At 67.3% G+C, this 26,680-nt stretch carries 15 protein-coding genes; 10 read left to right on the forward strand and 5 right to left on the reverse strand.

Going from position 1 to position 26,680, the window contains the following annotated elements:
• Positions 1-43 precede the first annotated feature (43 nt).
• Complete coding sequence (locus DFR40_RS14955) at positions 44-10,921, reverse strand: hemagglutinin repeat-containing protein (protein WP_121459306.1); 10,878 nt, start codon at positions 10,919-10,921, stop codon at positions 44-46.
• Positions 10,922-10,934: 13 nt separating this feature from the next.
• On the reverse strand, positions 10,935-12,638 hold the full coding sequence (locus DFR40_RS14960; protein WP_121459307.1) for a ShlB/FhaC/HecB family hemolysin secretion/activation protein: 1,704 nt from the start codon (positions 12,636-12,638) through the stop codon (positions 10,935-10,937).
• 269 nt (positions 12,639-12,907) lie between these two features.
• On the opposite strand from DFR40_RS14960, the gene DFR40_RS14965 reads away from it, so the two are divergent.
• The 7 genes from DFR40_RS14965 (at position 12,908) to DFR40_RS14995 (ending at position 19,894) form a co-directional block, all read left to right on the forward strand.
• The gene (locus DFR40_RS14965; RefSeq protein ID WP_121459308.1) at positions 12,908-13,570 is read left to right on the forward strand and encodes a response regulator; all 663 of its coding nucleotides are present in this window, start codon (positions 12,908-12,910) and stop codon (positions 13,568-13,570) included.
• Positions 13,567-14,886 carry a sensor histidine kinase gene (locus tag DFR40_RS14970; protein WP_121459309.1) on the forward strand — a complete coding sequence of 440 codons (1,320 nt, stop codon included), beginning with the start codon at positions 13,567-13,569 and terminating at the stop codon, positions 14,884-14,886. The genes DFR40_RS14965 and DFR40_RS14970 overlap by 4 nt, the downstream gene beginning before the upstream one ends.
• 79 nt (positions 14,887-14,965) lie before the next feature.
• The gene (locus DFR40_RS14975; RefSeq protein ID WP_121459310.1) at positions 14,966-15,274 is read left to right on the forward strand and encodes a DUF485 domain-containing protein; all 309 of its coding nucleotides are present in this window, start codon (positions 14,966-14,968) and stop codon (positions 15,272-15,274) included.
• Positions 15,274-17,034 carry a cation acetate symporter gene (locus DFR40_RS14980; protein WP_121459311.1) on the forward strand — a complete coding sequence of 587 codons (1,761 nt, stop codon included), beginning with the start codon at positions 15,274-15,276 and terminating at the stop codon, positions 17,032-17,034. The genes DFR40_RS14975 and DFR40_RS14980 overlap by 1 nt, the downstream gene beginning before the upstream one ends.
• Before the next feature lie 204 nt (positions 17,035-17,238).
• Positions 17,239-17,493: a DUF4212 domain-containing protein gene (locus DFR40_RS14985; protein WP_121459312.1), complete on the forward strand. Its 255-nt coding sequence runs from the start codon at positions 17,239-17,241 to the stop codon at positions 17,491-17,493.
• 9 nt (positions 17,494-17,502) lie between these two features.
• Positions 17,503-19,359: a sodium:solute symporter family protein gene (locus DFR40_RS14990; protein WP_121459313.1), complete on the forward strand. Its 1,857-nt coding sequence runs from the start codon at positions 17,503-17,505 to the stop codon at positions 19,357-19,359.
• A 127-nt stretch (positions 19,360-19,486) separates the two neighbouring features.
• Positions 19,487-19,894, forward strand: a complete 408-nt coding sequence (locus tag DFR40_RS14995; protein WP_245985700.1) for a hypothetical protein — start codon at positions 19,487-19,489, stop codon at positions 19,892-19,894.
• A gap of 11 nt (positions 19,895-19,905) precedes the next feature.
• On the opposite strand, the gene DFR40_RS15000 is transcribed toward DFR40_RS14995, so the two are convergent.
• The 3 genes from DFR40_RS15000 to DFR40_RS15010 are packed head-to-tail and all read right to left on the reverse strand — an operon-like array spanning position 19,906 to position 21,416.
• Positions 19,906-20,418 carry a chorismate--pyruvate lyase family protein gene (locus DFR40_RS15000; RefSeq protein ID WP_121459314.1) on the reverse strand — a complete coding sequence of 171 codons (513 nt, stop codon included), beginning with the start codon at positions 20,416-20,418 and terminating at the stop codon, positions 19,906-19,908.
• Complete coding sequence (locus DFR40_RS15005) at positions 20,418-20,861, reverse strand: DUF192 domain-containing protein (protein ID WP_121459315.1); 444 nt, start codon at positions 20,859-20,861, stop codon at positions 20,418-20,420. Before DFR40_RS15005 ends, DFR40_RS15000 begins: the two co-directional genes overlap by 1 nt.
• Entirely contained in the window at positions 20,862-21,416 is a 555-nt protein-coding gene (locus DFR40_RS15010; RefSeq protein WP_245985702.1) for a pseudouridine synthase, read from the reverse strand.
• A 115-nt stretch (positions 21,417-21,531) separates the two neighbouring features.
• Between DFR40_RS15010 and DFR40_RS15015 the strand changes: the two genes are divergently transcribed.
• The 3 genes from DFR40_RS15015 (at position 21,532) to DFR40_RS15025 (ending at position 26,676) form a co-directional block, all read left to right on the forward strand.
• Positions 21,532-23,823 carry a cyanophycin metabolism-associated ABC transporter gene (locus DFR40_RS15015; RefSeq protein ID WP_121459317.1) on the forward strand — a complete coding sequence of 764 codons (2,292 nt, stop codon included), beginning with the start codon at positions 21,532-21,534 and terminating at the stop codon, positions 23,821-23,823.
• A 10-nt stretch (positions 23,824-23,833) separates the two neighbouring features.
• Positions 23,834-24,304 (forward strand): cyanophycin metabolism-associated DUF1854 family protein, encoded by a 471-nt coding sequence (locus tag DFR40_RS15020; protein WP_121459318.1) that lies wholly within the window; start codon positions 23,834-23,836, stop codon positions 24,302-24,304.
• Between the two features lie 128 nt (positions 24,305-24,432).
• Positions 24,433-26,676 carry a cyanophycin synthetase gene (locus DFR40_RS15025; RefSeq protein ID WP_121459319.1) on the forward strand — a complete coding sequence of 748 codons (2,244 nt, stop codon included), beginning with the start codon at positions 24,433-24,435 and terminating at the stop codon, positions 26,674-26,676.
• The last annotated feature ends 4 nt before the right edge of the window (positions 26,677-26,680 follow it).

The raw sequence follows: 26,680 nt of genomic DNA on the forward strand, positions 1-26,680 counted from the left end.
GCCAGACAAGCTGGCCGCGTCAAGAATAACCGATCCCCTCGCCTCAGGCCGCCCCCGGACGCCCCGCGCCCTTGCCGGCATCCGAACCCTTGCCGCCGTCGATCGGCGGCGGCAGCGGAATCTTCAGGTCGATCGGCGCGACATCGGCGCCGCCCTTGCCAGCGTCCGAACCCTTGCCGCCGTCGATCGGCGGCGGCAGCGGGATCTTCAGGTCGATCGGCGCGACATCGGCGCCACCCTTGCCGGCGTCCGAACCCTTGCCGCCATCGATCGGCGGCGGCAGCGGAATCTTCAGGTCGATCGGTGCGACATCGGCGCCGTCCTTGCCGGCGTCCGAACCCCTGCCGCCGTCGATCGGCGGCGGTAGCGGAATCTTCAGGTCGATCGGCGCAACATCGGCGCCGCCCTTGCCGGCATCCGAACCCTTGCCGCCGTCGATCGGCGGCGGTAGCGGGATCTTCAGGTCGATCGGCGCGACATCGGCGCCACCCTTGCCGGCATCCGAACCCTTGCCACCGTCGATCGGCGGCGGCAGCGGGATCTTCAGGTCGATCGGCGCGACATCGGCGCCACCCTTGCCGGCGTCCGAACCCTTGCCACCGTCGATCGGCGGCGGCAGCGGGATCTTCAGGTCGATCGGCGCGACATCGGTGCCGCCCTTGCCGGCATCCGAACCCTTGCCGCCGTCGATCGGCGGCGGCAGCGGAATCTTCAGGTCGATCGGCGCAACATCGGCACCACCCTTGCCGGCGTCCGAACCCTTGCCACCGTCGATCGGCGGCGGCAGCGGGATCTTCAGGTCGATCGGTGCGACATCGGCGCCACCCTTGCCGGCATCCGAACCCCTGCCGCCGTCGATCGGCGCCGGTTGCGGCAGCGGAGCCGGAGCTCCCTTGCCATCATCCGCGCCACCCTTGCCGGCATCCGAACCCTTGCCACCGTCGATCGGTGCCGGTTGCGGCAGCGGAGCCGGAGCTCCCTTGCCATCATCCGCGCCACCCTTGCCGGCATCCGAACCCTTGCCGCCGTCGATCGGTGCCGGTTGCGGCAGCGGAGCCGGGGCCCCCTTGCCATCATCCGCACCGCCCTTGCCATCATCCGCACCGCCCTTGCCGGCATCCGAACCCTTGCCACCGTCGATCGGTGCCGGTTGCGGCAGCGGCGCCGGAGCCCCCTTGCCATCATCCGCACCGCCCTTGCCGGCATCCGAACCCTTGCCACCGTCGATCGGTGCCGGTTGCGGCAGCGGCGCCGGGGCCCCCTGGCCGTCATCCGTACCGCCCTTGCCGGCATCCGAACCCTTGCCACCGTCGATCGGCGCCGGTTGCGGCAGCGGAGCCGGGGCCCCCTTGCCGTCATCCGCACCGCCCTTGCCGGCGTCGGAATCACTGTCGCCACCGCCCGGTGCCGGCGGAGTCTGGGGCGCCGGTGCGCCCTTGCCATCGTCGTCGCCCTTGTTGCCCGGGCCCTTGCCGTCATCGGCCGGCGCCGGCGGAGCGGCCTTGCCGGCGTCGTCGCCGGCCGGCGGTGTCTTGTCGTCCTTGGGCGGCACCGATTTGTCCTCCGGCGCGGCGCCCTTGCCCTGATCGCCGCTGTCGCCGGCAGCCGGCGTGTTCGGCTTGGTGGTCGTCTTGCTCAAGGTGACGTCGGCCTGGATGCCGAGCGAAAGCGCCATCGACGAGTCCTTCTGGACGACATCGGTGACCTTGCCGGCGGCGGTGACCGACGTCGATGCCCCGCTCACCGCCGCGCCTTCGTTGCGCAGATCCTTGCCGGCGCTGACCTGCGAGCGGCCGCCGCTGTTGATCGAGACCGCGTCGTAGCTGGTGCTGCGTTCGATATCGAGGTTGGCGGCACCGCTCAGGTCGGCCTTGCGCGTCGTGCTCGTTTCCGTGGCGCCGCGCGAGGTCTCCTGGCTGACGCCGACACCGGCGCTGAGACCGAAGGCGGTCGAGCTGCTGGTGTTCTGCGCCGCCCGCAGCTGCATGTTGCCGCCGGCGTTGAGCGTGGTATCGCCGGCGCTGGCGATCTTGGTGCCTTCGAGGTCCATGTCGCCGCCGCTGCGCAGCGTGGTGTCGCCGCCGCTGCGAATGTTCACGCCGCTCTTGGTCGAGCTGCTGCTGTCCGACTGGTTGTAGCCGGCGCTGACCTCGAGCATGCCGCCGGTCTGCGACTTGCCGCCGCTGCCGGCCTTGCCGCCGGTGCTCATGCCGATATTGACCGAGGCGTCGGCGCCGCGGCTGCTCGCCGTCGTCCGGTCTTCCGCCGCCAGCAGGTTGAGCTTGCCGCCGGCGTCGAGCGTCGTGCTGCCGGCCGACTCGATGCTGGTGCCCTTGAGCGTGGTGTCGCCGCTGGTCTTGATGCGGACGTTGCCGCCCGACTGGATCGAACCGCCGACTTCCTGGACGCGCGACTTGTCGGCCGTCGCCCCCGAGGCACTGACGCTGAGGCTGCCGCCGACGACGCTCTGGGCATTGACGTTGACGGTCAACACCGCGCCGGCATCGATTTTCTCGGAACGGCTGCTGGCAGTGTTCTGCGCTGCCTTGTAGTCGAGCGAAGCGGCCTGGATGGCGACGTCGCCGCCGGCCGCGATGCGCGTTCCCTCGAGCGTCGTCTTGCCCGACGACTCGCTGCTGAAGCCCTTGCCGACGCGGATCGTCGACGCGATCGCAGTCGAGGTGTCGGCGCTGGTCTTCTCGTACGACGAACTGGCGCTGACGCGGCCGCCGACCGAGGCATCGTAGCCGGCCCCGGAAGTGACCCCGGCCTGCGCCGAGGCGCCGGCGTACATGCCGACCTTGGCGGTGTTGTCGAGCTTGGTCGAGGATTCGTAGGTGGTATCGCGGGCCGCCAGCGATTCGATGGTGCCGGCGCGCTGGTTCATCGAACCGCCGACGTCGATCTGCGTGCCGACATCGCGGATGGTGCCGCCGCCGGCGTCGCGGGTGAGATCGCCGCCGGCCTTGATCGTCGACACCACGGCCGTCGTGCTGCCGCTGACCGACTTCTCGTCGACGTTGTTGACGCGGTAGCCCATGCTGATCTCGGCCGAGGCCCCGGCCTTGGCGTTCAACTGCGCCTCGGCATTGGCACCGGCGTTGGCGCCGGCGTAGAGGCCGACCGAGGTGGTGTTCTTGCTGCTGCTCGTTTCCTTGCGGTCGTCGGCAGCCAGGAAGCGCATGTTCTCGGCCTTCAGCGCGACGTCGCCGCCGGCGGCGATGTCCGAGCCCTTGACGGTGAGATCCTTGGCGGTCAGCGACAGGTCGCCGCCGGCGCTGATCCCGGACTTGTTGTTGCGCGTCTCGAGCGTGCTGGTCTTGCCGGTCTCGACCCGCAACACGTCGAGGGTGTTGTCGGAACCGGCACTCGCCGATGCCTTCGCCGACGGCAGCAGGGCTGCGCCCCCGGCCGCCGCCGAACCGCCGGCGCCGGCCTCGTTGTTGCTGCCGAGCATCAGGCCGACGCTGGTCCTGGTGGTCTCGGTGGTCTTCAGCGAGACATCCTCGGAGGTCCGCACATCGACGCTCGCCGCGCGCAGGTCCATGTTGCCGCCGGCAGCCAGTTGGCTGCCTTCGAGCACGACCTTGTTCTTGGCATCGACGCTCATGTTGCCGCCGCTCTTGATGCCGGCGGCCTGGTTGCGGATCTCCAGGCTGGTTTCCTTGCTCTGCGTCGATTCGAGGAAGTTGACGCTGCTCTCGCTGCGGGCACTGGCGCCGACGCCGGCACCGACGGCAACGCCACCGACCCCGACGCTGCCGTTGGCCGACGCCCCGGCACCGGCGCTGTTGCTCGAGCTGGCCATCAGGCCGATCGAGGTCTTGTCGCTGGTCGTCACCGAGATGTCGACGTCGCGCCCGGCGAGCACCTCGACATCGCGCGCCTGGATCGTCGTGTTGCCGGCGGTGTCGATGCTCGACCCCTGGACCTTGACCGTGCCGTCGGCGCTCAGGCGGGTATTGCCGCCGACCTTGATCGTCGACGCCACATTGCGCGCCGACAGGCTGTCGGTCACCGTCTTTTCATTGGCCATCAGTTCAAGACCGCCGCTGCCTTCGGCCGAGGCCTGGGCGCTGGCGCCGACGTTGCCGCTCAGGCCGGCCTTGCCGGCGTCGCCCTTGGCCACCGCCCCGGCCGAGGCGTCGGCCGAGCCCTTGCCGTCGGTCACCCGGAGGAAGGTCGTGGTCGTCGTCTCGGTATGCGTCTCGACCTTGTCGAGCCCGGCCAGCACGTTGATGTTGCTCGCCTTGATGTCGGCATCGCCGCCAACATCGAGGCTGGAGCCCTGCAGCGTGACGTCCTTGCCGGCCTTGATGCTGGCGTCGCCGCCGACCGCGAAGCTGCTGGCGACGTTCTTGCTGACCGTCTGCGTCCTGGTCGTCGTGGTTTCGCCCCAGAGCCCGCCGCCGACGCCGAGACCGCTCTCCTTGCTGGTCTCGGTGGTCTTGGTGGTATCTGCCTTGCTGACGATGTTGACCGCACCTGCCGCGTCGAGCGCCGCGTCGCCGCCGACCTTGACGTCGGTGGCGGCAAAGGTGATGTCCTTGCCCGACTTGGCGGCCAGGTTGCCACCGACGGTCAGGCCGGACTTCAGCTGCTCGACGGTGGTCGTCGTCGAACTCTTGCTGCTGCTACCGAAAAGCCCTTGCGAGCCGGTGCTGGTGGAGGTCGTCGTGCGTTTCTCGAGGCTGTCGAAATTGACCCCGTCGCCGGCGTTCAGCGTCGCATTGCCGCCGGCATTGACCTGGGCCCCGACGACGTCGATGCTGCGCTTGGCGTCTATCGTCAGGTCGCCGGTCGAGATGATCTGCGCGGTACGACCGATATCGGTGGTGTAGAACTCGTCGTTGCCGGAACCGCTGCTGTAGGTGCGATTGACGACGCTGCCCTCGGTCGAGGTCAGGTTGACATCGCCGCCCTTGATCGTCCCCGAGAGGTTGGTGATGTCCTGCTTGGCAACGATGCTCAACGTCTTGGCGCCGGCGACGGTGCCGCCGACGTTGTCGAAGCGGTCGACATTGATGTTCACGTCAGCGCCGGCGATCACCGCGCCGGTTTCGATGCTGGCGCGGGTCTCGGCCGAGAGGTAGACGACCGGGACCAGCACGCGCTGGCCGGACACTTCCTGCTCGACCATCCACACGACGTCGCTCTTCAGCGCCGCCACCTGCGCCGCGCTCGGCGCCTTGCCCCATTCCAGGCCAAGCTGCTTGGCTTCCTTGGCGGCGTTGTCCATCAGGTACTGCATCTGGCTGCTCTCGCTGGAGAAGCCGGCGAGCATCGCCCGGCCAACCTGGGCAACCAGTTCCTGGCGAACCAGATAGGCCTCGTAGGCACCGTCGCCGAGGCGCTTGGCCAGCGTGTCCGGATCGTAGCCGAGCTGCTTGGCGAGCAGGTCGGAACCGGCGAAATTGCCGGCCGACAGGTAGCGCGGATTGCTCTCGACCAGGTAGCGCGCATTCGGCGCGGTGGCGATGACGAAATAGCCGTTTGGGCTGCTCGGCAGGTTGATCGTGACACCGCCGAAGCTGACCGGCCCTTGCGGCGTCGCCGGGGTCGACGGCGCCACCACGGCACCGGTACGGGAATCGATCTTGCCGCTGCTGGTATAGGTGGCGGTCTGTCCGCCGCCCTCGTCCTGCCCACCGTCGTAGCTGCGACCGGCACCGACCCCGATGTCGCTTGTTCCCGTCGTCGACGTGCCGGTCGGGGCGGTTGCCGACTTCGAATGCTGTTGCGCAGCATAGGGCGTGGAACCCGAAACCGACGACTTCTGCCCGACTTCCTCGGCCGTGATGTCCAGCCTGTTCGTCGCAAAGACGCCGGCACCGATGCTGTCGATGGTCGCGGTGGTTTTGGTCACCACCGAATTGTGATGCGGGTCGTAATCGTCTTCATACGTCCCCACGCTCGCATTGACCAGACCGATGTAGTGCGTCAGCGTCGAGTAGCGGTCGACAATGTACTCCCGCTTCAACGCCAGGTCATCGTTGAAGAACTTGCTACCGCCGTTGCCGAGGATCTCGACGTTCTTCCCGGAAATCACCCCGCCCAGATTCACGGCATAGGAAAAGCCCGCCAGCTTGACCGTTTCGGCGCCGACGATCTGGGGTTTGAAAGTCGGCTTGCCGCCGCTGTAATACTGGTCGCGCGACCACGAGTCCTTGTAGAAATGCTCGTACCAGTTGTCCGGAAAGACGTAGGTCAGGATGCCTTCCTTGTATTCCGGATCGGATTTCTGTTGCGGATTGGACAGCTCCTTGGTCACCTTCGACGTCGTGCCGCCCCAGACCCGGTCATCCCCGCCCTGAATCTCGTTGCGGATCGTCCCGGCCTGCAGCGTGATGTTGCCGAGGCTGCTGATCGTGCTGTTGTTGACGATTTCGCTGGCCACCAGCTTGACCGCCTCGTCGGCATCGATGGTACCGACGGCGCTGCTGCGCGTACCGACGTTGGTCAGCGTGTTCGACGCCGTCACCGAGGCCGTTTTGCCGCTCCAGATGGCGCCGCGGTTGGTCACGTTCCCGCCGCGCGCCTTGACCAGCAGGTCCTTCTGCGCAGCAAAGGCGCCGTTCTGGTTGTTGTCGATCTTGCCGTCGGTGGCGAAATCCAGCTGGCCGGCCGAATAGATCAGGCCGTCGTTGGCGAAATCGTTGATCAGCTCGATTTTGGCCCAGCCACTGCCGCCGGTGACGGCGAGGATCTGGCTCTTGCTGCCGGCCAGCGTCAGCGTGTTGGCGTAGACCTGCATGTTGCGCGTCGACGACAGGCGGGCCTCGTCAGCCAGCGCCAGCGTGCCGACGGCGATATCGACGGTGTCGCCGAGGACCAGGCCGCCCTTGGCGATGTCGAGGACGACGCCGCGACCGCCGTCGGCGGCGTCGATGTCGAGCACGCCGCCGGCCTGGAGGGTACCGCTGCCGCCGACGTCGATGCGGCCGCCGGCCGAGGTGCTGCGCAGCGTCATCGCGCCGCCGCTGAGCAGCGTCTTGGCGTTGTCGATCGCCGCGCTGTAATTGACAGTCAGGCTGCCGTAGGACTGCAGCGTGCCGTCGTTGTCGAGCCGGCGGACGTTGATGCTGCCGCCGCCGGCCGCCTCGTCGGCCAGCGTCAGCGTGGCGTCGACGGCGTTTTCCAGCGTATCGAAGCTGAGCGTGCTGTCGGCCGCCGCACCGCCCTGGATGGTGCCCTTGTTGACCAGGCGATTACCGCTGAGGACCAGGCGTTCGGCCTGGATCGTCGCGCCCTTGGCATTGTCGATGTCGAGGTTGTCGCCGGCGATCGACAGGGTGCCGCCGGCAGCCAGCGACTTGCTGTTGTTCAGGGTGCCGGCGACCAGCGTCAGGTCGTTCGCCCCCAGCAGCTTGCCGGCGTTGTTCAGGGTGTTGCCGACGTCCAGCTGGTCTTCCTTGTCGGCGACGCTGAGGGTCGACAGCAGCCAGGTGCCAAAATTGCTCAGGCTGGCGACCTTGACGACGCTGCCGCTCCGCGCCTGGATCCAGGCCTTGTCCGGCTGCTGGGCGTCGTTGCTGTTGTTCTCGGCGCTGCTGGCGAGCAGCTTGAAACTGCCGTCGCTGATCAGCGTGCCACTGTTGACGAAGGCGGCGCTGTCGTCGCCGGCGGCGTCGGCAATGTCCACCGCGGTCTTGCCGTAGATCGTGCCGCTGTTGCTGGTGCCGGCGGCGCGAATGGTCAGTGCGTCTTTTTCGGCGCTCAGCGTGCCGGCGTTGGCGAGCCCGGCGCTCGCCGTCAGGGCGACGCTGCCGCCCTTGATCGTCGCCCCGCCCTGGTTGTCGACACGGGCTGCCGTCAGCGCCAGGGTGCCGCCCTGGAGCACGCCACCGGCGGTATTCGTGAAATTGCCGCTGCTCAGGTCGAAGGCAGCGGTGGCGAGCAGCTTGCCGGCGTTGTCCACGCTCGCCGCAGCGACAACCAGATCGCGCCGGGACTGCAGCAGGCCGCTGTTGGCGAGCGCATTGGCCACCGTCACCCGGTCGCTGCCGACGTTGACGGTCGACAGCAGCCAGGTGCCGAAATTGCTCAGGCTGGCGACCGAGACGGTGCTGCCGGCCGCCGCCTGGATCCAGGCTTGATTCGGCTGCTGGGCATCGGCACTCTTGTTCTCGGCGCTGCTGGCGAGCAGCGCCAGCGTCCCGTCGCTGATCAGCGTGCCGCGGTTGACGAAGGCGGCGCTGCCGTTGCCGGCGGCGTCGGCGATATCGACCGCGGTCTTGCCGTAGACCGTGCCGCTGTTGCTGGTGCCGGCGGCGCGGATGGTCAGCGCACCGTTCTCGGCGCTCAAGGTACCGGCGTTGTCGAGCCCGGCGCTTGCGCTCAGGGCGACGCTGTCGCCCTTGATCGTGGCGCCGGCCTGGTTGTCGACGCGGGCCGCCGTCAGCGCCAGCGCGCCGCCCTGGAGGACACCGCCCGCGGTATTCGTGAAATTGCCGGTGCCCAGGTCGAAAGCCCCGGCGGCGAGCAGCTTGCCGGCGTTGTCGGTGCTGCCGGCGCTCAGCACGAGCGCGCGCCCCGACTGCAGCAGGCCGCGGTTGGCGAGGGCGTTGGCCACCGTCACCCGGTCGCTGCCGACGTTGACGGTCGACAGCAGCCAGCTGCCAAAATTGCTCAGGCTGGCGACCGAGACGGTGCTGCCGGTCGCGGCCTGAATCCAGGCGTTGTCAGGTTGCAAAGGATCGGCGCTCTGGTTCTCGGCGCTGCTGGCGAGCAGCGCCAGCGTCCCGTCGCTGATCAGCGTGCCGCGGTTGACGAAGGCGGCGCTACCGTTGCCGGCGGCGTCGGCGATATCGACCGCGGTCTTGCCATAGACCGTGCCGCTGTTGCTGGTGCCGGCGGCACGGATGGTCAGTGCGCCGTTCCCGGCGCTCAAGGTGCCGGCGTTGTCGAGCCCGGCGCTCGCACTCAGGGCGACGCTGTCGCCCTTGATCGTGGCACCGGCCTGGTTGTCGACGCGGGCCGCCGTCAACGCCAGGGCGCCGCCCTGGAGGACGCCGCCCGCGGTATTCGTGAAATTGCCGCTGTTCAGGTCGAAAGCCCCGGCGGCGAGCAGCTTGCCGGCGTTGTCGGTGCTGCCGGCGCTCAGCGCGAAAGCACGCCCCGACTGCAGCAGGCCGCTGTTGGCGAGGGCATTGGCCACCGTCACCCGGTCGCTGCCGACGTTGACGGTCGACAGCAGCCAGCTGCCGAAATTGCTCAGGCTGGCGACCGAGACGGTGCTGCCGTCGCGGGCCTGGATCCAGCCGGCAGCGGCGTTGCCGGCGCTGCTGGCAAGCAGGCTGAGGCTGCCGTCGCTGAGCAGCCGGCCGCTGTTGTTGAAGGCGGCGCTGCCGTTGCCGGCGGCGTCGGCGATGTCGATCGCACGCTTGCCGTAGATCGTGCCGCTGTTGCTGGTCCCGCCGGCGCGGATCGTCAGCGCGCCGGCGTCGGCGCTGAGCGTGCCGGCGTTGGCGAGGCCGCCGGCGCTCAGGTCGAGGTCGCCGCCAACGCTCTGGACGGTGCCCGCCAGACTCAGCGCGCCGCCGCTGGCCAGCGTCAGGTCGCTGCCGGCGCGCAGCGTTGCCGCGCCGAGATCGGTGCCGCCGTCGCTGCGCAGCTGCAGCGGTCCGCCGGCGTAGAGCAGCGTGCCGGCGCCGCCGAGCGCGGTGGTGCCGAAAGCCGCCGACCAGCCCTGGCCACTGCCCCAGGCGGTGCCGTCGATCGCCGCCCGGCCGCCGACCGTCAGCGCCATGCTGTCGCCGGCGTAGCGCCGGTTGTCGTCGGCGCCGCCGGCGCCCTGCGCGGCGTCGTCGAGCTGCGCCGCCTGCAGCGTCAGATCGTCGCCGGCGACCAGCGCGCCGCCGCGCAGCACGATGCCGCCGGCCGCCGTCAGGTCGAGGTCACGGCGTGCCGCCAGGCCGCCGCCGGTCAAACGGATCGCATCCGCCGCCTGGTCGCCGCTGCGCAGGCTCAGGTCGGTCTGGGCCGAGAGCTTGCCGGCGATCTCGATGCGCCCTTCGGCGCTGAGCGTGAACTCGCCGGCGGTCGCCGCCATCTCGCCGAGCATGCGCACACCGACGCCGCCTTCGGTGGCGACGATGCGGATGCGGTCGGCGTACATGCCGCCGAGCAGCGAGCTGTCGAGGGCGTAGCTGACGCTGCCGATCCCGGCCAGCGGTGCGCTCGCGGCGCGGCTGGCGTAGCTCCAGCGATGGGCGCCGAGGCTGACGCCGAGGTCGGCGGCGTTGACCTTGCCGTCCACGCGCACGGCCCGGGCGACCAGGTCGAGAATCTGCTGGGCGCTGGCGTTGAGGCCGTCGCCGGCGATCGCGATATCGCCCTGGCGCACCTCGAAACCGCCAAGCGAGCCGTCGTTGTTGAGGAAAGGCGCGCCAGTGGTCAGCGTGACCCGGTCGCTGTTGATGAAGCCGCAGCCCTGGCAGGTGATCCCGTAGGGATTGGCGACGACGACGTCGGCCTTGCCGCCGAGCACCTCGGTGAAGCCGTTGAGCTCCGAGCGGCGATTGCTGACGACTTCGTTGAGGATCACCGTCGCCTGGCGCGTCAGGTTGGTGTTGGTCATCACCTGGCCGGCCAGCTGCGAGGTCACCGACAGCTGCGTCGCCTGGGCATTGTTGAGGACGAGCCCCTTGGGATCGACGTTGTACTGGGTGAACTTGTTGTGCGACAGGCCGGCCGCGTTGCTGTCGGCGATATTGACGACGGTCGCCCCGTTCGGTGCGACATAGGTGGTGGTCGTCCCCCCGGCCGATACCGCCGACGGGGTCTGCGCCTGTAGCAGCGTCGGCGCGAGCAGCACGAGCGCTGCCGCCGACTTGCTCTTGCCGTGGCTCCTGGCGCATTCGGCGACGGCCACCCAGACACCGCGGCTGGCATTCCAAACGATTCGATAAATGCGGTTCATGATCGATCAATCCTCAAAATGCGTAAGAGACACGGAACCAGGTTTGCGGCGCTTCCTTCTTCCAGGCGACCGGCACGTCGACCGGGCGGCTGTTGTAGAGCTCCCAGGCGGCCCCGCGCCACTGCGCGGAAAGGCCGACGGTGGCGCCGGCCAGCTGGCCGTGGGCGGTACCGCTGGCGATGCCGCGGACGCTGCCGGTGTCGTAGGCGGCATACAGCCGGCCGCGCCAGCTTTCGCCGGCGAAAGCGGCCTGCCACGGCCAGGCCAGTTCGTTGCGCCAGTAGTAACCGCGGTCGCCGGCGATGCTGTTGCGCATGAAGCCGCGGACACTGCCGATGCCGCCGATCTGGATCTGCTGCGAACCGTAGAGCGGGCGCCGGGCGTACTGGTAGCTGAGCTGGCTCGACCAGTTCAGGGACAGTTCGCCGATGGCCAGCGCGCGGCTGTAGCCGAGATCGAGGTTGATCTTCTTGAACTGGGCGCGCGGCGCGTCCGGATCGATGTCGTCCGGGTCCTCGAGCGCCCCCAGCGTCCGCAAGCCGCGCGCGTAGACCAGCTGGGCGTTGATCACGCCGCCGCCGGCGAGCAGGAAACCGTTGGCGCCGAATTCGGCGGTCGCCAGCTTGCGGCTGTTGACCTCGAGCAGCTGGCGCATCATGTAGTTGCGCGCGTCCTGCAGCGAGACCCGGACGAACACCGTCAGCTTCGACGCCTGGTCGCGGTAGGCCAGCCGGTCGACGGTCAGCGACTGGGTCCGGGTTTCGCCATTGGTGTGCATCTTGTTGCCGGAAGCCAGCTGCAGCACGTTGACGTAGGTCGAGCGGCTGACATTGACGCCGAGCGACCAGTTGCCGACCGGCACCCAGAAATCGAAGGCGTCGCTGCCCGAGTTGTGTTCGCCATCGTTCGGCTGCGAGCGGCGGCGGGTGACCATCCAGCGCTCGTTCAGCCCGAGCGGCGAATCGATCGTCGCGGTCAGCGCGTAAGCGTGCTTGCCGGTCGATTCGCTGCCCATGTTGTCGTAGCCCATGAACAGGTGCGCCGGCAGGCTGCGCCGGTTGCGGACGACGACGATGCTCTGCCCCGACTTGCTGCCGGGACGCACTTCCATCGTCGCCTGGTTGGCCGCCAGGCGGTTGATCTGGTCGATCCCCTGCTCGAGGTCGCGCAGGTTCAGACGATCGCCCGGCGCGCCGGGAAAGGCGCCGGGGACGAAGATCTTGCGGGCGTCCTCGCCCTCGAGCTGGTAAGACTCGATGACGCCCTCGACGACGACGATGCTCAGGCGGCCGCTGCCCAGATCCTGCGCCGGCAGGTAGGCGCGCGTGGTGATGTAGCCCTGTTCGATGTAATCGGCAGTGATCCCGGCCAGGATCTGCTCGATCTCGGCGACGCCGAGGCAACGCCCGACAAAACGTGCCGACAGGTCGCGCACGGTGCGCTGGCGCAGGCGCTCGCCGCCGTCGATGACCAGTTCGTCGATCTGCCGGCAGGCGCCGCCCGGGCTGACGGCAGGCTGCGGTGCCTGGCGCAGGTCGGCACCACCGACCGCCGGCACCGCCTTGCGCGCCCGCTCGATTTCTTCCTGCAGGCGTTCCTGCAGCTGGCGCTGGACGAAATCAGCCTGGCGGCCAGCAGCGTCGATGTCGGCCGGTGTCTGTGCGTGTGCGGCCAGCGCCGGCACCGCGAGCAGCCAGACGAGGCTCCGGCGAGCCATACGACACAAATCGAAAAACCTTTTGTTTTCAGACACTTTTAACTTCCCCCGAGGCTCATCCGGCAAGCGCGACGCAATGCGCACGAATGAATGTTGGGGAACTATGACAAGCCAGCGTGAAGCCTCCGTTAACTGGGCCCGGGCCGGTCACGGACGCTGGCCGGCATGGCGGCGTTCTCGCCGCCGCCGGATGCGACTAGAATTCCTGTTTTGGCGAAGGCGCCGGCGGCAGGCCGGGCCGTTGCAACGTGCAGCCGGGGGGAGCGACGATGAGAATATTGCTGGCCGAAGACGATCCGCTGATCGCCTCGGCGATACTCGCCAGCCTGCGCAAGCTCGATTTCTCGGTGGACTGGGTCGAAGACGGACGCAGCGTCGAAAGTGCCCTGGCCACCTGCGACTACGGCATGCTGATCCTCGACCTCGGCCTGCCGGGCGTCGACGGGCTGGAAATCCTCGAGCGGATGAAGCGCGCCGAAAAACAGACGCCGGTGCTCATCATCACCGCCCGCGGCGGCGTCGAGGACCGGGTCGGCGGCCTCAACGCCGGTGCCGACGACTATCTGGTCAAGCCGTTCAGCCTCGAGGAGCTGGTCGCCCGCGTCTTCGCGCTGCGCCGGCGCACCCAGGGCTGGAGCAGCAGCGAGTTGCGCCTGGGCAAGCTGGCGGTTGACCCGCGCAAGCGTCAGGTCCGCCTCGACGAGCAGGAAATCCACCTGTCCGACCGCGAGTTCCGGCTGCTGATGGCGCTGATCGAGGTGCCCGGCCAGGTCCTCAGCATCACCCAGCTCGAGGAAAGGCTCTACGGCTGGGGCGAGGAAATCGCCAGCAACTCGATCGAGGTCCAGCTCCACCGCCTGCGCAAGAAACTCGGCAAGGACTGGATCCGCAACATCCGCGGCATCGGCTTCAAGCTGGTCGAAGCCGCGTGAATTCGATCCTCACCCGGCTGCTCGCCTGGCAGATCGGCACGCTGATCGTCACCGCCGCCTTCATCACCGCACTGACCTACCAGCTGACCTGGAGCGAGTTCAGCCGCGACCGCGACCTCTCGCTCGAGCAGGTGGCCTGGGCGGTGATGCGCCACCACGGCATGCACCCGGAGATCTACGACCTGTCGCAGCGCCATCTGAGCATCATCAGCCAGGTCTGGGATGCCGACGGCAGGCTCGTCTTCGCCTCCCGGCCCGACCTGCCGATGCCGCGCCAGAAACCGGGGCTGAGCACCTTCGAATGGCAGGGCGAAGAGTGGCACGCGATGGTCGTCAGCGACCGCGGCGTCACCGTCCAGGTCGGCAACCAGGCGAACGCCCGGGCGCTGTGGTTCCGCGAGTTCGGCGCCTCGCTGATCGTGCCCTTCTCGGTGCTGGTGATCATCATGGGCAGTTTCATCGCCATCGCCGCGACCCAGGCCTTCCAGCCGCTGCGCCAGTTGCGCCAGGAAATCCAGCGGCGCAACCCGGAATTCCTGTCGCCGCTGTCGCGCAGCCAGTACCCGGACGAGATGCTGGTCATCGTCGATGCCCTCAACGACATGCTGACCCGCCTCGACCAGGCTTTCCTCGCCCGCCAGCGCTTCATCGCCGACGCCGCCCACGAGTTGCGCACGCCGCTGACGGCGCTGCAGCTCAATGCCGACATCGCCCTCGGCGAACCCGAGGGACGCACCCGCGACGAGGCCCTGGAAAACCTCCGTCGCGGCGTCGAGCGCGCCACCCATCTGGTCAACCAGTTGCTGCACCTGGCCCGTTTCGATCCGCAGTTTGCCGCCCAGCGCCACTGGTCCACGGTCGACCTCGCCGAACTGGCAAAAACCGAAATCATCGAACACGACGTCCTCGCCGCCGCCAAGCAGATCGACCTCGGCCTCGCCGTCGACGGCGACGGCTGCATCGAGGGCGACCGCGAGGCGCTGCGCATCGTCCTCTCCAACCTGATCGACAACGCCATCCGCTACACCCCGGCCGGCGGCTGCATCGACGTCCGCGTCGCCGGCGACGCCGGCACGGTGACGATCACGGTCGAGGACGACGGCCCAGGCATCCCGGTCGCCGAACGCGAACGGGTGTTCGAGGCCTTCTGCCGCCTGACCAGCTCGATCCCCGGCAGCGGCCTCGGCCTGGCGATCACCCGCGAAATCGTCCGCCAGCACCGCGGCCGGATCACCCTCGACACGGCGCCGGGCGGCGGCCTGAGCGCCGCCGTCGAGCTGCCGCGCAAACCGGCCAACCACATCCGGACGTCTTAAGTCGTTTGTAAGGTCGACTCACCGATGATGAAAGCGTTGCAGTAAAGGCAACCGCTACAACAACGTGAGGAGGTAGACCATGTCCCAAGAGATTTACGCCCGCATACGGGCCAATCCCAAGTACCAGCAACTGAAAGACACCCGCAATGCGTACGGCTGGGTGATGACGATCATCATGCTCGTCGTCTATTACGGCTACATCGCGCTGATCGCCTTCGACAAGGAATTCCTGGCGGCACCGCTGAGCGCCAGCGGCGTGACCACGCTCGGCATCCCCATCGGCGTCGGCGTCATCGCGTTCACGATCATCATCACCGGCATCTACGTCCGCCGTGCCAACGGCGAGTTCGACAAGCTCAAGGCCGAGATCATCAAGGAGGTGCAGTAATGCGTGACCTGACCAAGCAACTGTTCGGCGCGCTGGCCCTGCTCGCCGTCGCCGGTGCGGCCTTCGCCGCCGGCGCCGACCTCGGCCAGGCCGAGAAGCAGGCGACCAACTGGACCGCCATCATCATGTTTGCCGTCTTCGTTGCCGGCACCCTCTACATCACCAAGTGGGCCGCTGCCAAGACCAAGTCGGCCGCCGACTTCTACACCGCCGGCGGTGGCATCACCGGCTTCCAGAACGGCCTGGCCATCGCCGGCGACTACATGTCGGCCGCTTCCTTCCTGGGTATTTCGGCCGCGGTCATGGCCAACGGCTACGACGGCCTGATCTACTCGATCGGCTTCCTCGTCGGCTGGCCGATCATCACCTTCCTGATGGCGGAGCGCCTGCGCAACCTCGGCAAGTTCACCTTCGCCGACGTCGCCGCCTACCGCTTCCAGCAGACCCCGATCCGCGCCTTTGCCGCCACCGGCACGCTGGTCGTCGTCGCCTTCTACCTGATCGCCCAGATGGTCGGTGCCGGCCAGCTGATCAAGCTGCTGTTCGGCCTCGAGTACTGGATGGCGGTGGTCATCGTCGGCGTGCTGATGATGGTCTACGTGCTCTTCGGCGGCATGACCGCAACCACCTGGGTGCAGATCATCAAGGCGATCCTGCTCCTCGCCGGCGCCTCGTTCATGGCCTTCATGGTGCTGCTGCACTTCGGCTTCAGCCCGGAAGCGATGTTCGCTGAAGCGGTCAAGATCAAGACCGAACTCGCCGCCAAGGGCCTGATCGCCGACGCCGTCAAGGCCGGCGCCGATGCCGCCACGGTCGACGTGACTGCCGCTGCCGCCGCCAAGGGTCTTTCGATCATGGGCCCGGGCAACTTCGTCAAGGATCCGATCTCCGCCATTTCCTTCGGCATGGCGCTGATGTTCGGTACCGCCGGCCTGCCGCACATCCTGATGCGCTTCTTCACCGTGCCGGATGCCAAGGAAGCCCGCAAGTCGGTGTTCTGGGCGACCACCTGGATCGGCTACTTCTACATCCTGACCTTCATCATCGGCTTCGGCGCCATCACCTTCGTGCTGACCAACCCGCAGTTCCTGGACGCCAAGGGAGCCCTGCTCGGCGGCGGCAACATGGCGGCCATCCACCTGGCCAATGCGGTCGGCGGCAACGTCTTCCTCGGCTTCATCTCCGCGGTTGCCTTCGCCACCATCCTGGCCGTGGTTGCCGGTCTGACCCTGTCGGGCGCTTCCGCCGTGTCGCATGACCTGTACGCCACCGTGTTCAAGGAAGGCAAGGCCGATTCCGCCGCCGAACTGCGCGTCTCCCGGATCACCACGCTGGTCCTCGGTGCCGTCGCCGTCGTGCTGGGGATCGCCTTCGAGAAGCAGAACATCGCCTTCATGGTCTCGCTGGCCTTCGCCATCGCCGCCTCGGCCAACTTCCCGGTGCTCTTCATGTCGGTGCTGTGGAAGAACTGCACGACCAAGGGTGCGGTCATCGGCGGCTTCCTCGGCCTGATCTCCTCGGTCGGCCTGACCGTCGTCTCGCCGTCGATCTGGGAAGCCGTGCTCGGCAATCCGAAGGGCTCCGCCCTGTTCCCCTACACCTCGCCGGCCCTGTTCTCGATGACCATCGGCTTCGTCGGCATCTGGCTGTTCTCGATCCTCGACAACAGCGAGCAGGCGAAGAAGGAACGCGCTGCCTACCTCGACCAGGAAGTCCGCTCCGAAACGGGCGTTGGTGCAGCCGGCGCCAGCGGCCACTGAGCCAGTATCGACAAGAACAACACTGCTTCAATCTTCAAGGGGAACTTCGGTTCCCCTTTTTTATTCCGGCTTGCGCTTTGTTTAACAAATTACGTTTAGTCAAACTTTGTCAGTCAGCTGTAAGTTTGGAAACACAAACTCCAGATCGTGGTGGTGAGGTAAGGCTACGACCCACCCGTTCAAATTTTCTGGAGGAGACAAACAATGAACGATCAAGGCAAGGCCTATTGGTCAGCCACGCTCGGACTGCTGGGAAAAATCCTGGTGATCTGGTTCGTGTGCTCGTTCGGTGCCGGCATCATGTTTGCCGATGCGCTGAACAGCATCAAACTCGGGGGTTACCCGCTGGGCTTCTTCTTTGCCCACCAGGGTTCGATCTACATCTTCATTGCCCTGATCTTTTATTACGCCAAGGCAATGGGCAACCTCGACCGCAAGTTCGACGTGCACGAAGACTAAGGAGCCAGCATGGATCTGCAAACTATGACTTACCTGGTGGTCGGCGCGTCCTTCGCGCTGTACATCGGGATCGCGATCTGGGCACGTGCCGGTAGCACGTCCGAGTTCTACGCTGCCGGCGGCAGCGTCCACCCGATCACCAACGGCATGGCCACGGCCGCCGACTGGATGTCGGCAGCCTCGTTCATCTCGATGGCCGGCCTGATCGCCAACATGGGCTACGGTGGTGGCCTGTTCCTGATGGGCTGGACCGGCGGCTACGTTCTGCTGGCGATGCTGCTCGCCCCGTACCTGCGCAAGTTCGGCAAGTTCACGGTGCCGCAGTTCATCGGCGACCGCTTCTACTCGCAAACCGCTTCGACGGTGGCGGTGATCTGTCTGCTGACCGCATCGATCACCTACATCATCGGCCAGATGACCGGCGTCGGCGTTGCCTTCTCCCGCTTCCTCGGCGTCTCCAGCGACACCGGCATCTACATCGGCATGGGCATCGTCTTCGCCTACGCCGTGTTCGGCGGCATGAAGGGCATCACCTACACCCAGGTCGCCCAGTACATCGTGCTGATCCTGGCCTACACGGTTCCGGCCATCTTCATCTCGCTGCAACTGACTGGCAACCCGATCCCGCAACTGGGCCTCGGTTCGTCGATTGCCGGCACCGACATCTCCCTGCTGCAGAAGCTCGACCAGGTCGTCACCGACCTCGGCTTCGGCCAATACACGACCTCGGTTCCGGGTTCCACCCTGAACATGTTCGTGTACACGATGTCGCTGATGATCGGTACCGCCGGTCTGCCGCACGTCATCATGCGCTTCTTCACGGTGGCCAAGGTTTCCGACGCCCGCTCGTCGGCCGGCTGGGCCCTGGTCTTCATCGCCCTGCTGTACACCACCGCCCCGGCGGTCGGCGCGATGGCCAAGCTGAACCTGCATGGCACGGTCAACACCGCGGTCGGCCTGGAAACGGCTGCCGATGGCTCGATGAAGGTCAATGCCGACGTCGTCAAGGCCAAGGCTGATGTCTATGCCGCCGAAGCCTCGCTGGAATACGACAAGCGTCCGGAATGGATGAAGCGCTGGGAAAAGACCGGCCTGCTCAAGTTCGAGGACAAGAACGGCGACGGTCGCATCCAGTACTACAACGACAAGACCAAGAGCGCCGACGCCAAGGCCAAGGCCGAAGCCGCCGGCTGGAAGGGCAACGAACTGACGGTCAACGCCGACATCATCGTGCTCGCCAACCCGGAAATCGCCCTGCTGCCGAACTGGGTCATCGCCCTGGTTGCTGCCGGTGGCCTGGCTGCCGCGCTGTCGACCGCTGCCGGTCTGCTGATGGCGATCTCCGCTGCCGTCTCGCATGACCTGGTCAAGGGCGTGTTCATGCCGAACATCTCGGAAAAGAACGAGCTGCTCGCTGGCAAGATCTCGATGGCTGTCGCCATCGTCATCGCCGGTTACCTCGGCCTCAACCCGCCGGGCTTCGCTGCCGGTACGGTTGCCCTGGCCTTCGGTATCGCCGCTGGCTCGCTGTTCCCCGCCATCATGATGGGCATCTTCTCCAAGAAGATGAACAAGGAAGGCGCCATCGCCGGCATGCTCGCCGGTCTGGCAGTGGTGCTGTTCTACGTGTTCGCACACAAGGGCATCTTCTTCATCAAGGGAACCGACTTCGTCGACATGATCGGCGGTCCGAACAGCTTCTTCGGCATCACGCCGGAAGCCTTCGGTGCGATCGGTGCGCTGGTCAACTTCGCTGTTGCCTTCGTGGTCGACAAGATGACCAAGGAACCGCCGGAGCACATCCAGCACATGGTCGAAAACGTCCGCATCCCGCGCGGCGCCAAGGCTGTCGATGGCGCTCACTAAGCAGTAATGCGGTAAGCTTCCCCGTCCGCATGACGGACGGGGAATTTCGAAACCCCGTTGGCGTCGTCGGCGGGGTTTTTTATTGAAATGCCGGACTCACCGGCCCGTGGAAGCACCGAGGTTTCATATGGTATTCAATGTCCATGTTGCGCTCACCTGGATCCTGTTCCTGGCGCTTTTCCCGATGGCCTTCTTCTGGTTGCGCCGCGCCTGGCGCATCGCCATCAACAAGGATTTCTCGGAAGTCGCCCTCAAGCATGGCGAGCCGCCACCGAATCCGGAAAAATGGGCGCCTTACGAAGCAGTGATCAATCTCGTCGCCGGCAGCATCGCGCTGGCGGTAATCGCCGGGGTCATTGCCGGCGAACTCGACTACGACACCTGGATGGCGATTGCCGGCAGCACCATCTGGTGCAAGTTCTTCCTGGGCTTCGCCCTGAGCCGCCAGGCTCACCCGATGAATCTGCCCGGCTTCCTGCAGCGCAGGATCAGTTTCAGGCCGCAGAAACCGGCAGCCGACGGCGAGGAAAAGTAAGCCGCAGCCGATCAGACCGGTGCTGGCAGCTCCCGAAGAAACACCTCGGTCACGAGAACGCTGCTGCCACCGAGATGATGGCGCGAACGCCTGGCCCAGTAGCTGGCCGCCTCGCCCGCTACCTCGCAGACCCTGCGATGCAGGGGATGGCCACGCTCGATACGGAGAAACTCGATCGGGCCGCGCCGGAACCCCGGGTAGGTAAATAGCAGCGAGCCCAAGGAACGGCTGCCGAGACGCCCGAACCAGCGGCCGAGCCGGCCGCTTCTGACGGTCGACAGCACGCTGTGGGCAAAAACCACGGCCACACCGTCACATTCCAGCAGCACTTCACGAACGGGCAAGCGCCCCTGGGCGGCGTCATCGGCAAGCGGACGAAAGCGCCCCTGGCGCAAGACGCGCACCCGGAACCCGCGACAGTGACGCAAACAGCGTGCCGTCAGCGAGTCCGGCTCGAGCAGCCACTCGCGCAAGGGCGCAGCCGGCCCGTGCGCCGGCAAGCGCGACCGCCAAACCGACCGCATCAGCGTGGCTGCGGCGCGCGCTCGAGGCCGCGCAGCTTGCTGCCCGGGGCGATGCCGCGCTGGGCGAACCAGCCGCGATTCATTTCCAGCGCGTAACGCGCTGGGCGACGGGCGCAGTGGTTGTCCTCGGTCTGCGGCGCCATCTCCTCGATGTTGATGATTCGCCCCTCGCCGTCGATGAAGGCCACCGACAGCGGCAGCAGCGTGTTGCGCATCCACATGCAGTGGGTGTTCTCCTGCGGGAAGACGAAGAGCATGCCGCGCTGCGGCGGCATCGACTGGCGATGCATCAGGCCGACCTGGCGATGCCGGTCCTGCGCCGCGACTTCCGCCTCGATGCGGTGAAAGCCGGCACCGAGCTCGATCACCGGCAGCGTCTCCTGCGCCATCGGCGCCCCCGTCAACAGGGCCGCACAGAGGCCGGCCAGCCATTTCACCTGCATTCAATCACCTCGCAAATCATCGATCGTTCCTTCCAGCAGCCGCCACTCGCCGAGCCCCAGCCCGGCCACCGAGAGCCGGCCGACCGCCGCCCGCACCAGGCGCAGCACAGGATACCCGATCGCCGCGCACATCCGCCGCACCTGGCGGTTCTTGCCCTCGGCGATGCGGATTTCCAGCCACGCGGTCGGAATCGCCGCCCGGTAGCGGATCGGCGGGTCGCGCTGCCAGAGGCCGGGCGGCTCGTCGATGCGCCTGACCTGGGCCGGTTGCGCGGTGAAATCGGAGAGCCGGATGCCGGCGCGCAGGCGCTCGAGATCGGCTTCCGCCGGCTCGCCCTCGACCTGCGCCCAGTAGGTCTTGACCAGTTTGTGCTTCGGCTCCGCGATGCGCGCCTGCAGGCGCCCGTCGTCGGTGAGCAGGAGCAGTCCCTCGCTGTCGGCGTCGAGGCGGCCGGCGACGTAGACATCCTTCAGCGAAATGAACTCGCCGAGCCCACGCCAGCGTCCTTCCGGCGTAAACTGGCTGAGCACGCCGTAAGGCTTGTTGAAAATCACGATTTTCGCCACGTCGACCGGACAAGGAATTAAAGTCGCGATTTTACGGCAGGCGACGGTCAACCGTCCGCCCGCCGACACGTTAAAGCCCACTCCTCGCCCCTACGAGACCCTGATGCAGCACGCCGAAATCGCCGTTCCCGCCGCCCCCGCGACACTCCCCGAACCCTGGGCGGCAACGATCGGAAACCGAATCGCCCCCACCGAAACCCTGGCCGCCTGGCTGGAAACCGACCTCGACGCCCGCCTGCGCTTCGCCCGCGGCCTGATCGCCGTCACCGACCAGCGCCTGATCGCCGTCGATGCCGACGGCAACAGCCGCGAATGGCCGCTCACCGCCGGCCTGCGCCTCGACCACCACGACCATGCCGGCGTCGGCACGCTCGAACTGCTCGACGACAACGGCCGCCTCGCCTGCTGGCGCTACACCCTGGCCAACAACCTGGCAGCGCTGCGCCTGATCGACGAATTCGACCTGCACCGCGACAGCCGCGTCAGCGGCCAGCCGCCGCAGCGCCCGGAAGCCGAGAGCTGCCCGAAGTGCAAGACACCGCTGCCGCCGGGCGCCGAGGAATGCCCGATCTGCAATCGCGAGGCGACGGTCGCCCCGTCGACGTGGACGCTGTTCCGCCTGTGGCGCTTCGCCCGCCCCTACCGCTGGCAGCTTTTCCTCGGCTTCGCGCTGACCCTGGCCTCGACCGCGGCGCAGCTGGTGCCGCCCTACCTGACGATGCCGCTGATGGACAACGTGCTGATCCCGTTCCAGAACGGCCAGCCGATCGACTGGAACCTGGTCGCCATGTATCTCGGCGGCCTGCTCGGCGCCGCCGTGCTGGCCTGGGGCCTGGGCTGGATCCGCACCTACATCCTGTCGCTGGTTTCCGAGCGCATGGGCCGCGACCTGCGCACCCAGACCTACGACCACCTGCTCGGCCTGTCGCTCGAATACTTCGGCGGCAAGCGCACCGGCGACCTGATGGCGCGCATCGGCAACGAGACCGACCGCATCAACATCTTCCTCTCGCTCGACCTGCTCAACTTCGCCACCGACGTGCTGATGATCACGATGACCGCGGTCATCCTGTTCAGCATCAACCCCTGGCTGGCGCTGGTCACGCTGCTGCCGCTGCCGGTCATCGCCTGGCTGATCCACTTCGTCCGCGAGAAGCTGCGCACCGGCTTCGAGAAGATCGACCGCGTCTGGGCCGAAGTGACCAACGTGCTCGCCGACACCATCCCCGGCATCCGCGTGGTCAAGGCCTTCGCCCAGGAAAAGCGCGAGGGCGAGCGCTTCCGCGCCGCCAACGAACACAACCTGCAGATGAACGACAAGCTCAACCGCACCTGGTCGCTGTTCACCCCGACGGTGACGCTGCTCACCGAGGTCGGCCTGCTCGTCGTCTGGGTCTTCGGCATCTGGCAGATCGCCCATGGCGATTCGACGGTGGGCACGCTGACCGCTTTCCTCGCCTACATCGGCCGCTTCTACACCCGCCTCGACTCGATGAGCCGCATCGTCTCGGCGACCCAGCGCGCCGCCTCGAGTACCAAGCGCATCTTCGACATCCTCGACCATGTTTCCAGCGTGCCCGAGCCGACCAACCCGGTGCATCTGGAAAAAGTCACCGGCCGCATCGAACTCAAGCAGGCCTGCTTCCGCTACGGCACCCGCGCCGTCACCAAGGACGTCGATCTGGTCATCGAACCGGGCGAGATGATCGGCCTGGTCGGCCATTCCGGCTCCGGCAAGTCGACGCTGGTCAACCTGATCTGCCGCTTCTACGACGTCACCGAGGGCCAGATGCTGATCGACGGCGTCGACGTGCGCTCGGTGCCGGTCGCCGAGTTCCGCAGCCACATCGGCCTGGTCCTGCAGGAGCCCTTCCTGTTCTTCGGCACCATCGCCGACAACATCGCCTACGGCAAGCCCGACGCGACGCGCGAGGAAATCGTCGCCGCCGCCCGCGCCGCCCACGCCCACGAGTTCATCCTGCGCCTGCCGCACGGCTACGACTCGCTGGTCGGCGAACGCGGCCAGGGCCTCTCCGGCGGCGAGCGCCAGCGCATCTCGATCGCCCGTGCGCTGCTCATCGATCCGAAGATCCTGATCCTCGACGAGGCGACTTCGGCGGTCGACACCGAAACCGAGAAGGAAATCCAGAAGGCGCTCGACAACCTGGTCAAGGGTCGCACCACGATCGCCATCGCCCACCGCCTGAGCACGCTGCGCAAGGCCGACCGGCTGGTGGTCATGGACCGCGGCCGCATCGTCGAGGTCGGCAACCACGATGCGCTGATGGCGGCCGAAGGCCACTATCACAAGCTGTACATGGCGCAAGTCCGCAACGTCGACACCGAGGCGCCCGAGCCGGCCGCCCCGGACCTGCCGAAAACCGCCACCGTCTGAGGAAACCGCGATGAGCCAGGCAAATTTCACGCTGACCCGCGACGCTTACGGTCGACTGGTCTTTCAGGCCGAAAACGGCGACCGCCACGAGGGCGTCACCCCGGTGCGCGCCTTTCCGATCGCCGCCCCCGACGACGGCATCTCCATCCTCAGCGCCGAAGGCCACGAGATCGGCTGGGCCGACCGCCTCGCCGACCTGCCGGCGGCAAGCCGCGCACTGATCGAGGAAGAACTCGCCAGCCGCGAGTTCGTGCCCGAGATCGCCCAGCTGCTGTCGGTGTCCAGCTTCGCCTGCCCGAGCACCTGGCAGGTCCGCACCGACCGTGGCGACACCGCGCTGGTGCTCAAGGGCGAAGAGGACATCCGGCGCCTCTCGGCGACCCGCCTGCTGATCGCCGACGGCAACGGCATCCAGTACCTGGTGCGCGACCTCGGCCGGCTCGACCGGCACAGCCGCAAGCTGCTCGACCGCTTCCTCTAGTGGCGGCGATGTAACGCCCGGTAGCAGCGGGTAACACTTTTTACCAACGGTCAGCCGCAGACCGGCAAAAACGTTAATAATCGCATTCGCACTCAACGCATCCTTCCCTGCCGGCAACAGCCAACAACATGAAGAAACAAGACATCATCTTCCGGGAGAGCTTCTCCCTGCGCGGCCCCAGCATCTGGACCTATCCGCCCAGCCTGGAAACCTGGATCGACATCGGCGAACTCGAAGACCTGCCGTCGAACAAGATTCCCGGCCTCTACGAACGGCTCGCCGCCTGGCTGCCCGGGCTGGTCGAGCACCGCTGCAACTACGACGAGCGCGGCGGCTTCCTGCGCCGCTTGCAGGAAGGCACCTGGGCCGGCCACATCCTCGAGCACATCACGCTCGAACTGATGAGCCTGGCCGGCCTGCCCGACGGCTTCGGACGCACCCGCGAAACGACCACGCGCGGCGTCTACAAGCTGGTGGTCAGCGACTTCCACGGCGAATGCACCCGCCTGGCGCTCGACACCGGCCGCGAACTGCTGCTCGCCGCGATCAACGACGAAGCCTTCGACCTCGAGGCGGCGATCAAGACGCTGCGCCGCAAGGTCGATCGCAAGTACCTCGGCCCGTCGACCGCGGCCATCGTCAATGCCGCCGAAGCGCGCAAGATCCCGCACATCCGCCTGCTCGACGACGGCAACCTGGTCCAGCTCGGCTACGGCGCCGCGATGCGTCGCATCTGGACGGCCGAAACCGACGCGACCAGCGCCATCGCCGAAACCATCTCGCGCGACAAGGACCTGACCAAGGAACTGATTTCCTCGGTCGGCGTGCCGGTCCCCGAAGGCCGCGAAGTCGACAGCGCCGACGACGCCGTCGAGGCGGCCGAGGACATCGGCTACCCGGTTGTCGTCAAGCCGACCGACGGCAACCATGGCCGCGGCGTCTTCATCGATCTGGTGACCCCGGAAGCGGTGCGCAAAGCCTATGCGATCGCCGTCGAGGAAGGCTCCGGCGTCCTCGTCGAGCGCTCGATCCAGGGCATCGAGCACCGCCTGCTGGTGGTTGGCGGCAAGCTCGTCGCCGCCAACCGCAGCGACCTGATCACGATCAGCGGCGACGGCAAAGCCACCGTCCAGCAGCTGATCGACAGCCAGATCAACACCGACCCGCGCCGTGGCGAAACCGAGTTGCACCCGCTCTCGATCATCCGCATCGATACCGCCGCCAAGATCGAACTCGAACGCCAGGGCCTGACCGGCGACAGCATCCCGGCCGCCGGCCGCGAGGTGCTGATCCAGCGCAACGCCAACCACGCCTTCGACTGCACCGACGACGTCCACCCCGACACCGCCGCCGTCGCCGCACTGGCCGCCCGCGTCGTCGGCCTCGACATCGCCGGCATCGACCTGGTCTGCCAGGACGTCGCGAAGCCGCTCGCCGAACAGGGCGGCGCCATCGTCGAGGTCAACGCCGGCCCGAGCCTGCTGATGCACATCAAGCCGGGCATCGGCAAGCCGCGCCCGGTCGGCCAGGCGATCGTCGACAACCTGTTCGCCGAAGGCGCCAGCGGCCGCATCCCGGTGGTCGGCGTTTCCGGCTCGCGCGGCAAGACGCCGGTCGCCCGGATCGTCGCCCACATGCTCCACCTCTCCGGCAAGCAGGTCGGCCTGGCCTGCAGCGACGGCCTCTACCTCGGCCGCCGCCAGGTACAGAAAAGCGATGCCGCCAACTGGACCGGCGGCCGCCGCCTGCTGCTCAACCGCGCCGTCGAGGCAGCGGTGATCGAGAACGGCGGCAAGGTCATCCTCGGCGAAGGCCTGGCCTACGACCGCTGCTCGGTCGGCGTCGTCACCAACGTCCTGCCGGCGGTCGAAGACCTGTCGCAATGGAATATCCAGCCGACCGGCGGCGAGTACTACACGACCTGGCGCTCGACCTACCGCACCCAGGTCGACGTCGTCCTCAAGTCCGGCTACGCGGTACTCAACGCCTGCGACCCGCAAGCTGCCGACTTCGCCGAGCTGTGCGACGGCGAGGTCATCCTGTTCGCCACCGATCCCGATTGCCCGGCGCTCGACGCCCACCTGCAGGCCGGCAAGCGCGGCGTCTATGTCAGCGAAAGCCGCATCTACCTCGGTACCGGCCAGGACGAGATCCGCCTCTGCCGGCTCGGCGACGTGCCGGCGATCGGCAAGGCCAAGCGCCCGGAGACCATCGCCAACGTGCTCGCCGCCGTCGCCGCCGGCTGGGCGCTCGGCCTGACCCAGGACGTCATCGTCACCGGCATCCGTACCTACGGCCTCGAACTGGCCGACCCCTTCGCCCTGCTGCCCCGCCGCGCCCGCAAACCGGCCGCCGGCGGCAGCCGTAACTAACGCT

Source organism: Azonexus fungiphilus (assembly GCF_003634965.1).
Classification (GTDB): domain Bacteria; phylum Pseudomonadota; class Gammaproteobacteria; order Burkholderiales; family Rhodocyclaceae; genus Azonexus; species Azonexus fungiphilus.

What these genes read in the sequence shown, in the direction of transcription:
- DFR40_RS14955 (WP_121459306.1), bottom strand. Translation starts at nt 10,921, where the DNA reads ATGAACCGCATTTATCGAATCGTTTGGAATGCCAGCCGCGGTGTCTGG.
- DFR40_RS14965 (WP_121459308.1), top strand. Translation starts at nt 12,908, where the DNA reads ATGAGAATATTGCTGGCCGAAGACGATCCGCTGATCGCCTCGGCGATA.
- DFR40_RS14960 (WP_121459307.1), bottom strand. Translation starts at nt 12,638, where the DNA reads ATGGCTCGCCGGAGCCTCGTCTGGCTGCTCGCGGTGCCGGCGCTGGCC.
- DFR40_RS15025 (WP_121459319.1), top strand. Translation starts at nt 24,433, where the DNA reads ATGAAGAAACAAGACATCATCTTCCGGGAGAGCTTCTCCCTGCGCGGC.
- DFR40_RS14990 (WP_121459313.1), top strand. Translation starts at nt 17,503, where the DNA reads ATGGATCTGCAAACTATGACTTACCTGGTGGTCGGCGCGTCCTTCGCG.
- DFR40_RS15020 (WP_121459318.1), top strand. Translation starts at nt 23,834, where the DNA reads ATGAGCCAGGCAAATTTCACGCTGACCCGCGACGCTTACGGTCGACTG.
- DFR40_RS14980 (WP_121459311.1), top strand. Translation starts at nt 15,274, where the DNA reads ATGCGTGACCTGACCAAGCAACTGTTCGGCGCGCTGGCCCTGCTCGCC.
- DFR40_RS15000 (WP_121459314.1), bottom strand. Translation starts at nt 20,418, where the DNA reads ATGCGGTCGGTTTGGCGGTCGCGCTTGCCGGCGCACGGGCCGGCTGCG.
- DFR40_RS15015 (WP_121459317.1), top strand. Translation starts at nt 21,532, where the DNA reads ATGCAGCACGCCGAAATCGCCGTTCCCGCCGCCCCCGCGACACTCCCC.
- DFR40_RS14975 (WP_121459310.1), top strand. Translation starts at nt 14,966, where the DNA reads ATGTCCCAAGAGATTTACGCCCGCATACGGGCCAATCCCAAGTACCAG.
- DFR40_RS14985 (WP_121459312.1), top strand. Translation starts at nt 17,239, where the DNA reads ATGAACGATCAAGGCAAGGCCTATTGGTCAGCCACGCTCGGACTGCTG.
- DFR40_RS14995 (WP_245985700.1), top strand. Translation starts at nt 19,487, where the DNA reads ATGGTATTCAATGTCCATGTTGCGCTCACCTGGATCCTGTTCCTGGCG.
- DFR40_RS15005 (WP_121459315.1), bottom strand. Translation starts at nt 20,861, where the DNA reads ATGCAGGTGAAATGGCTGGCCGGCCTCTGTGCGGCCCTGTTGACGGGG.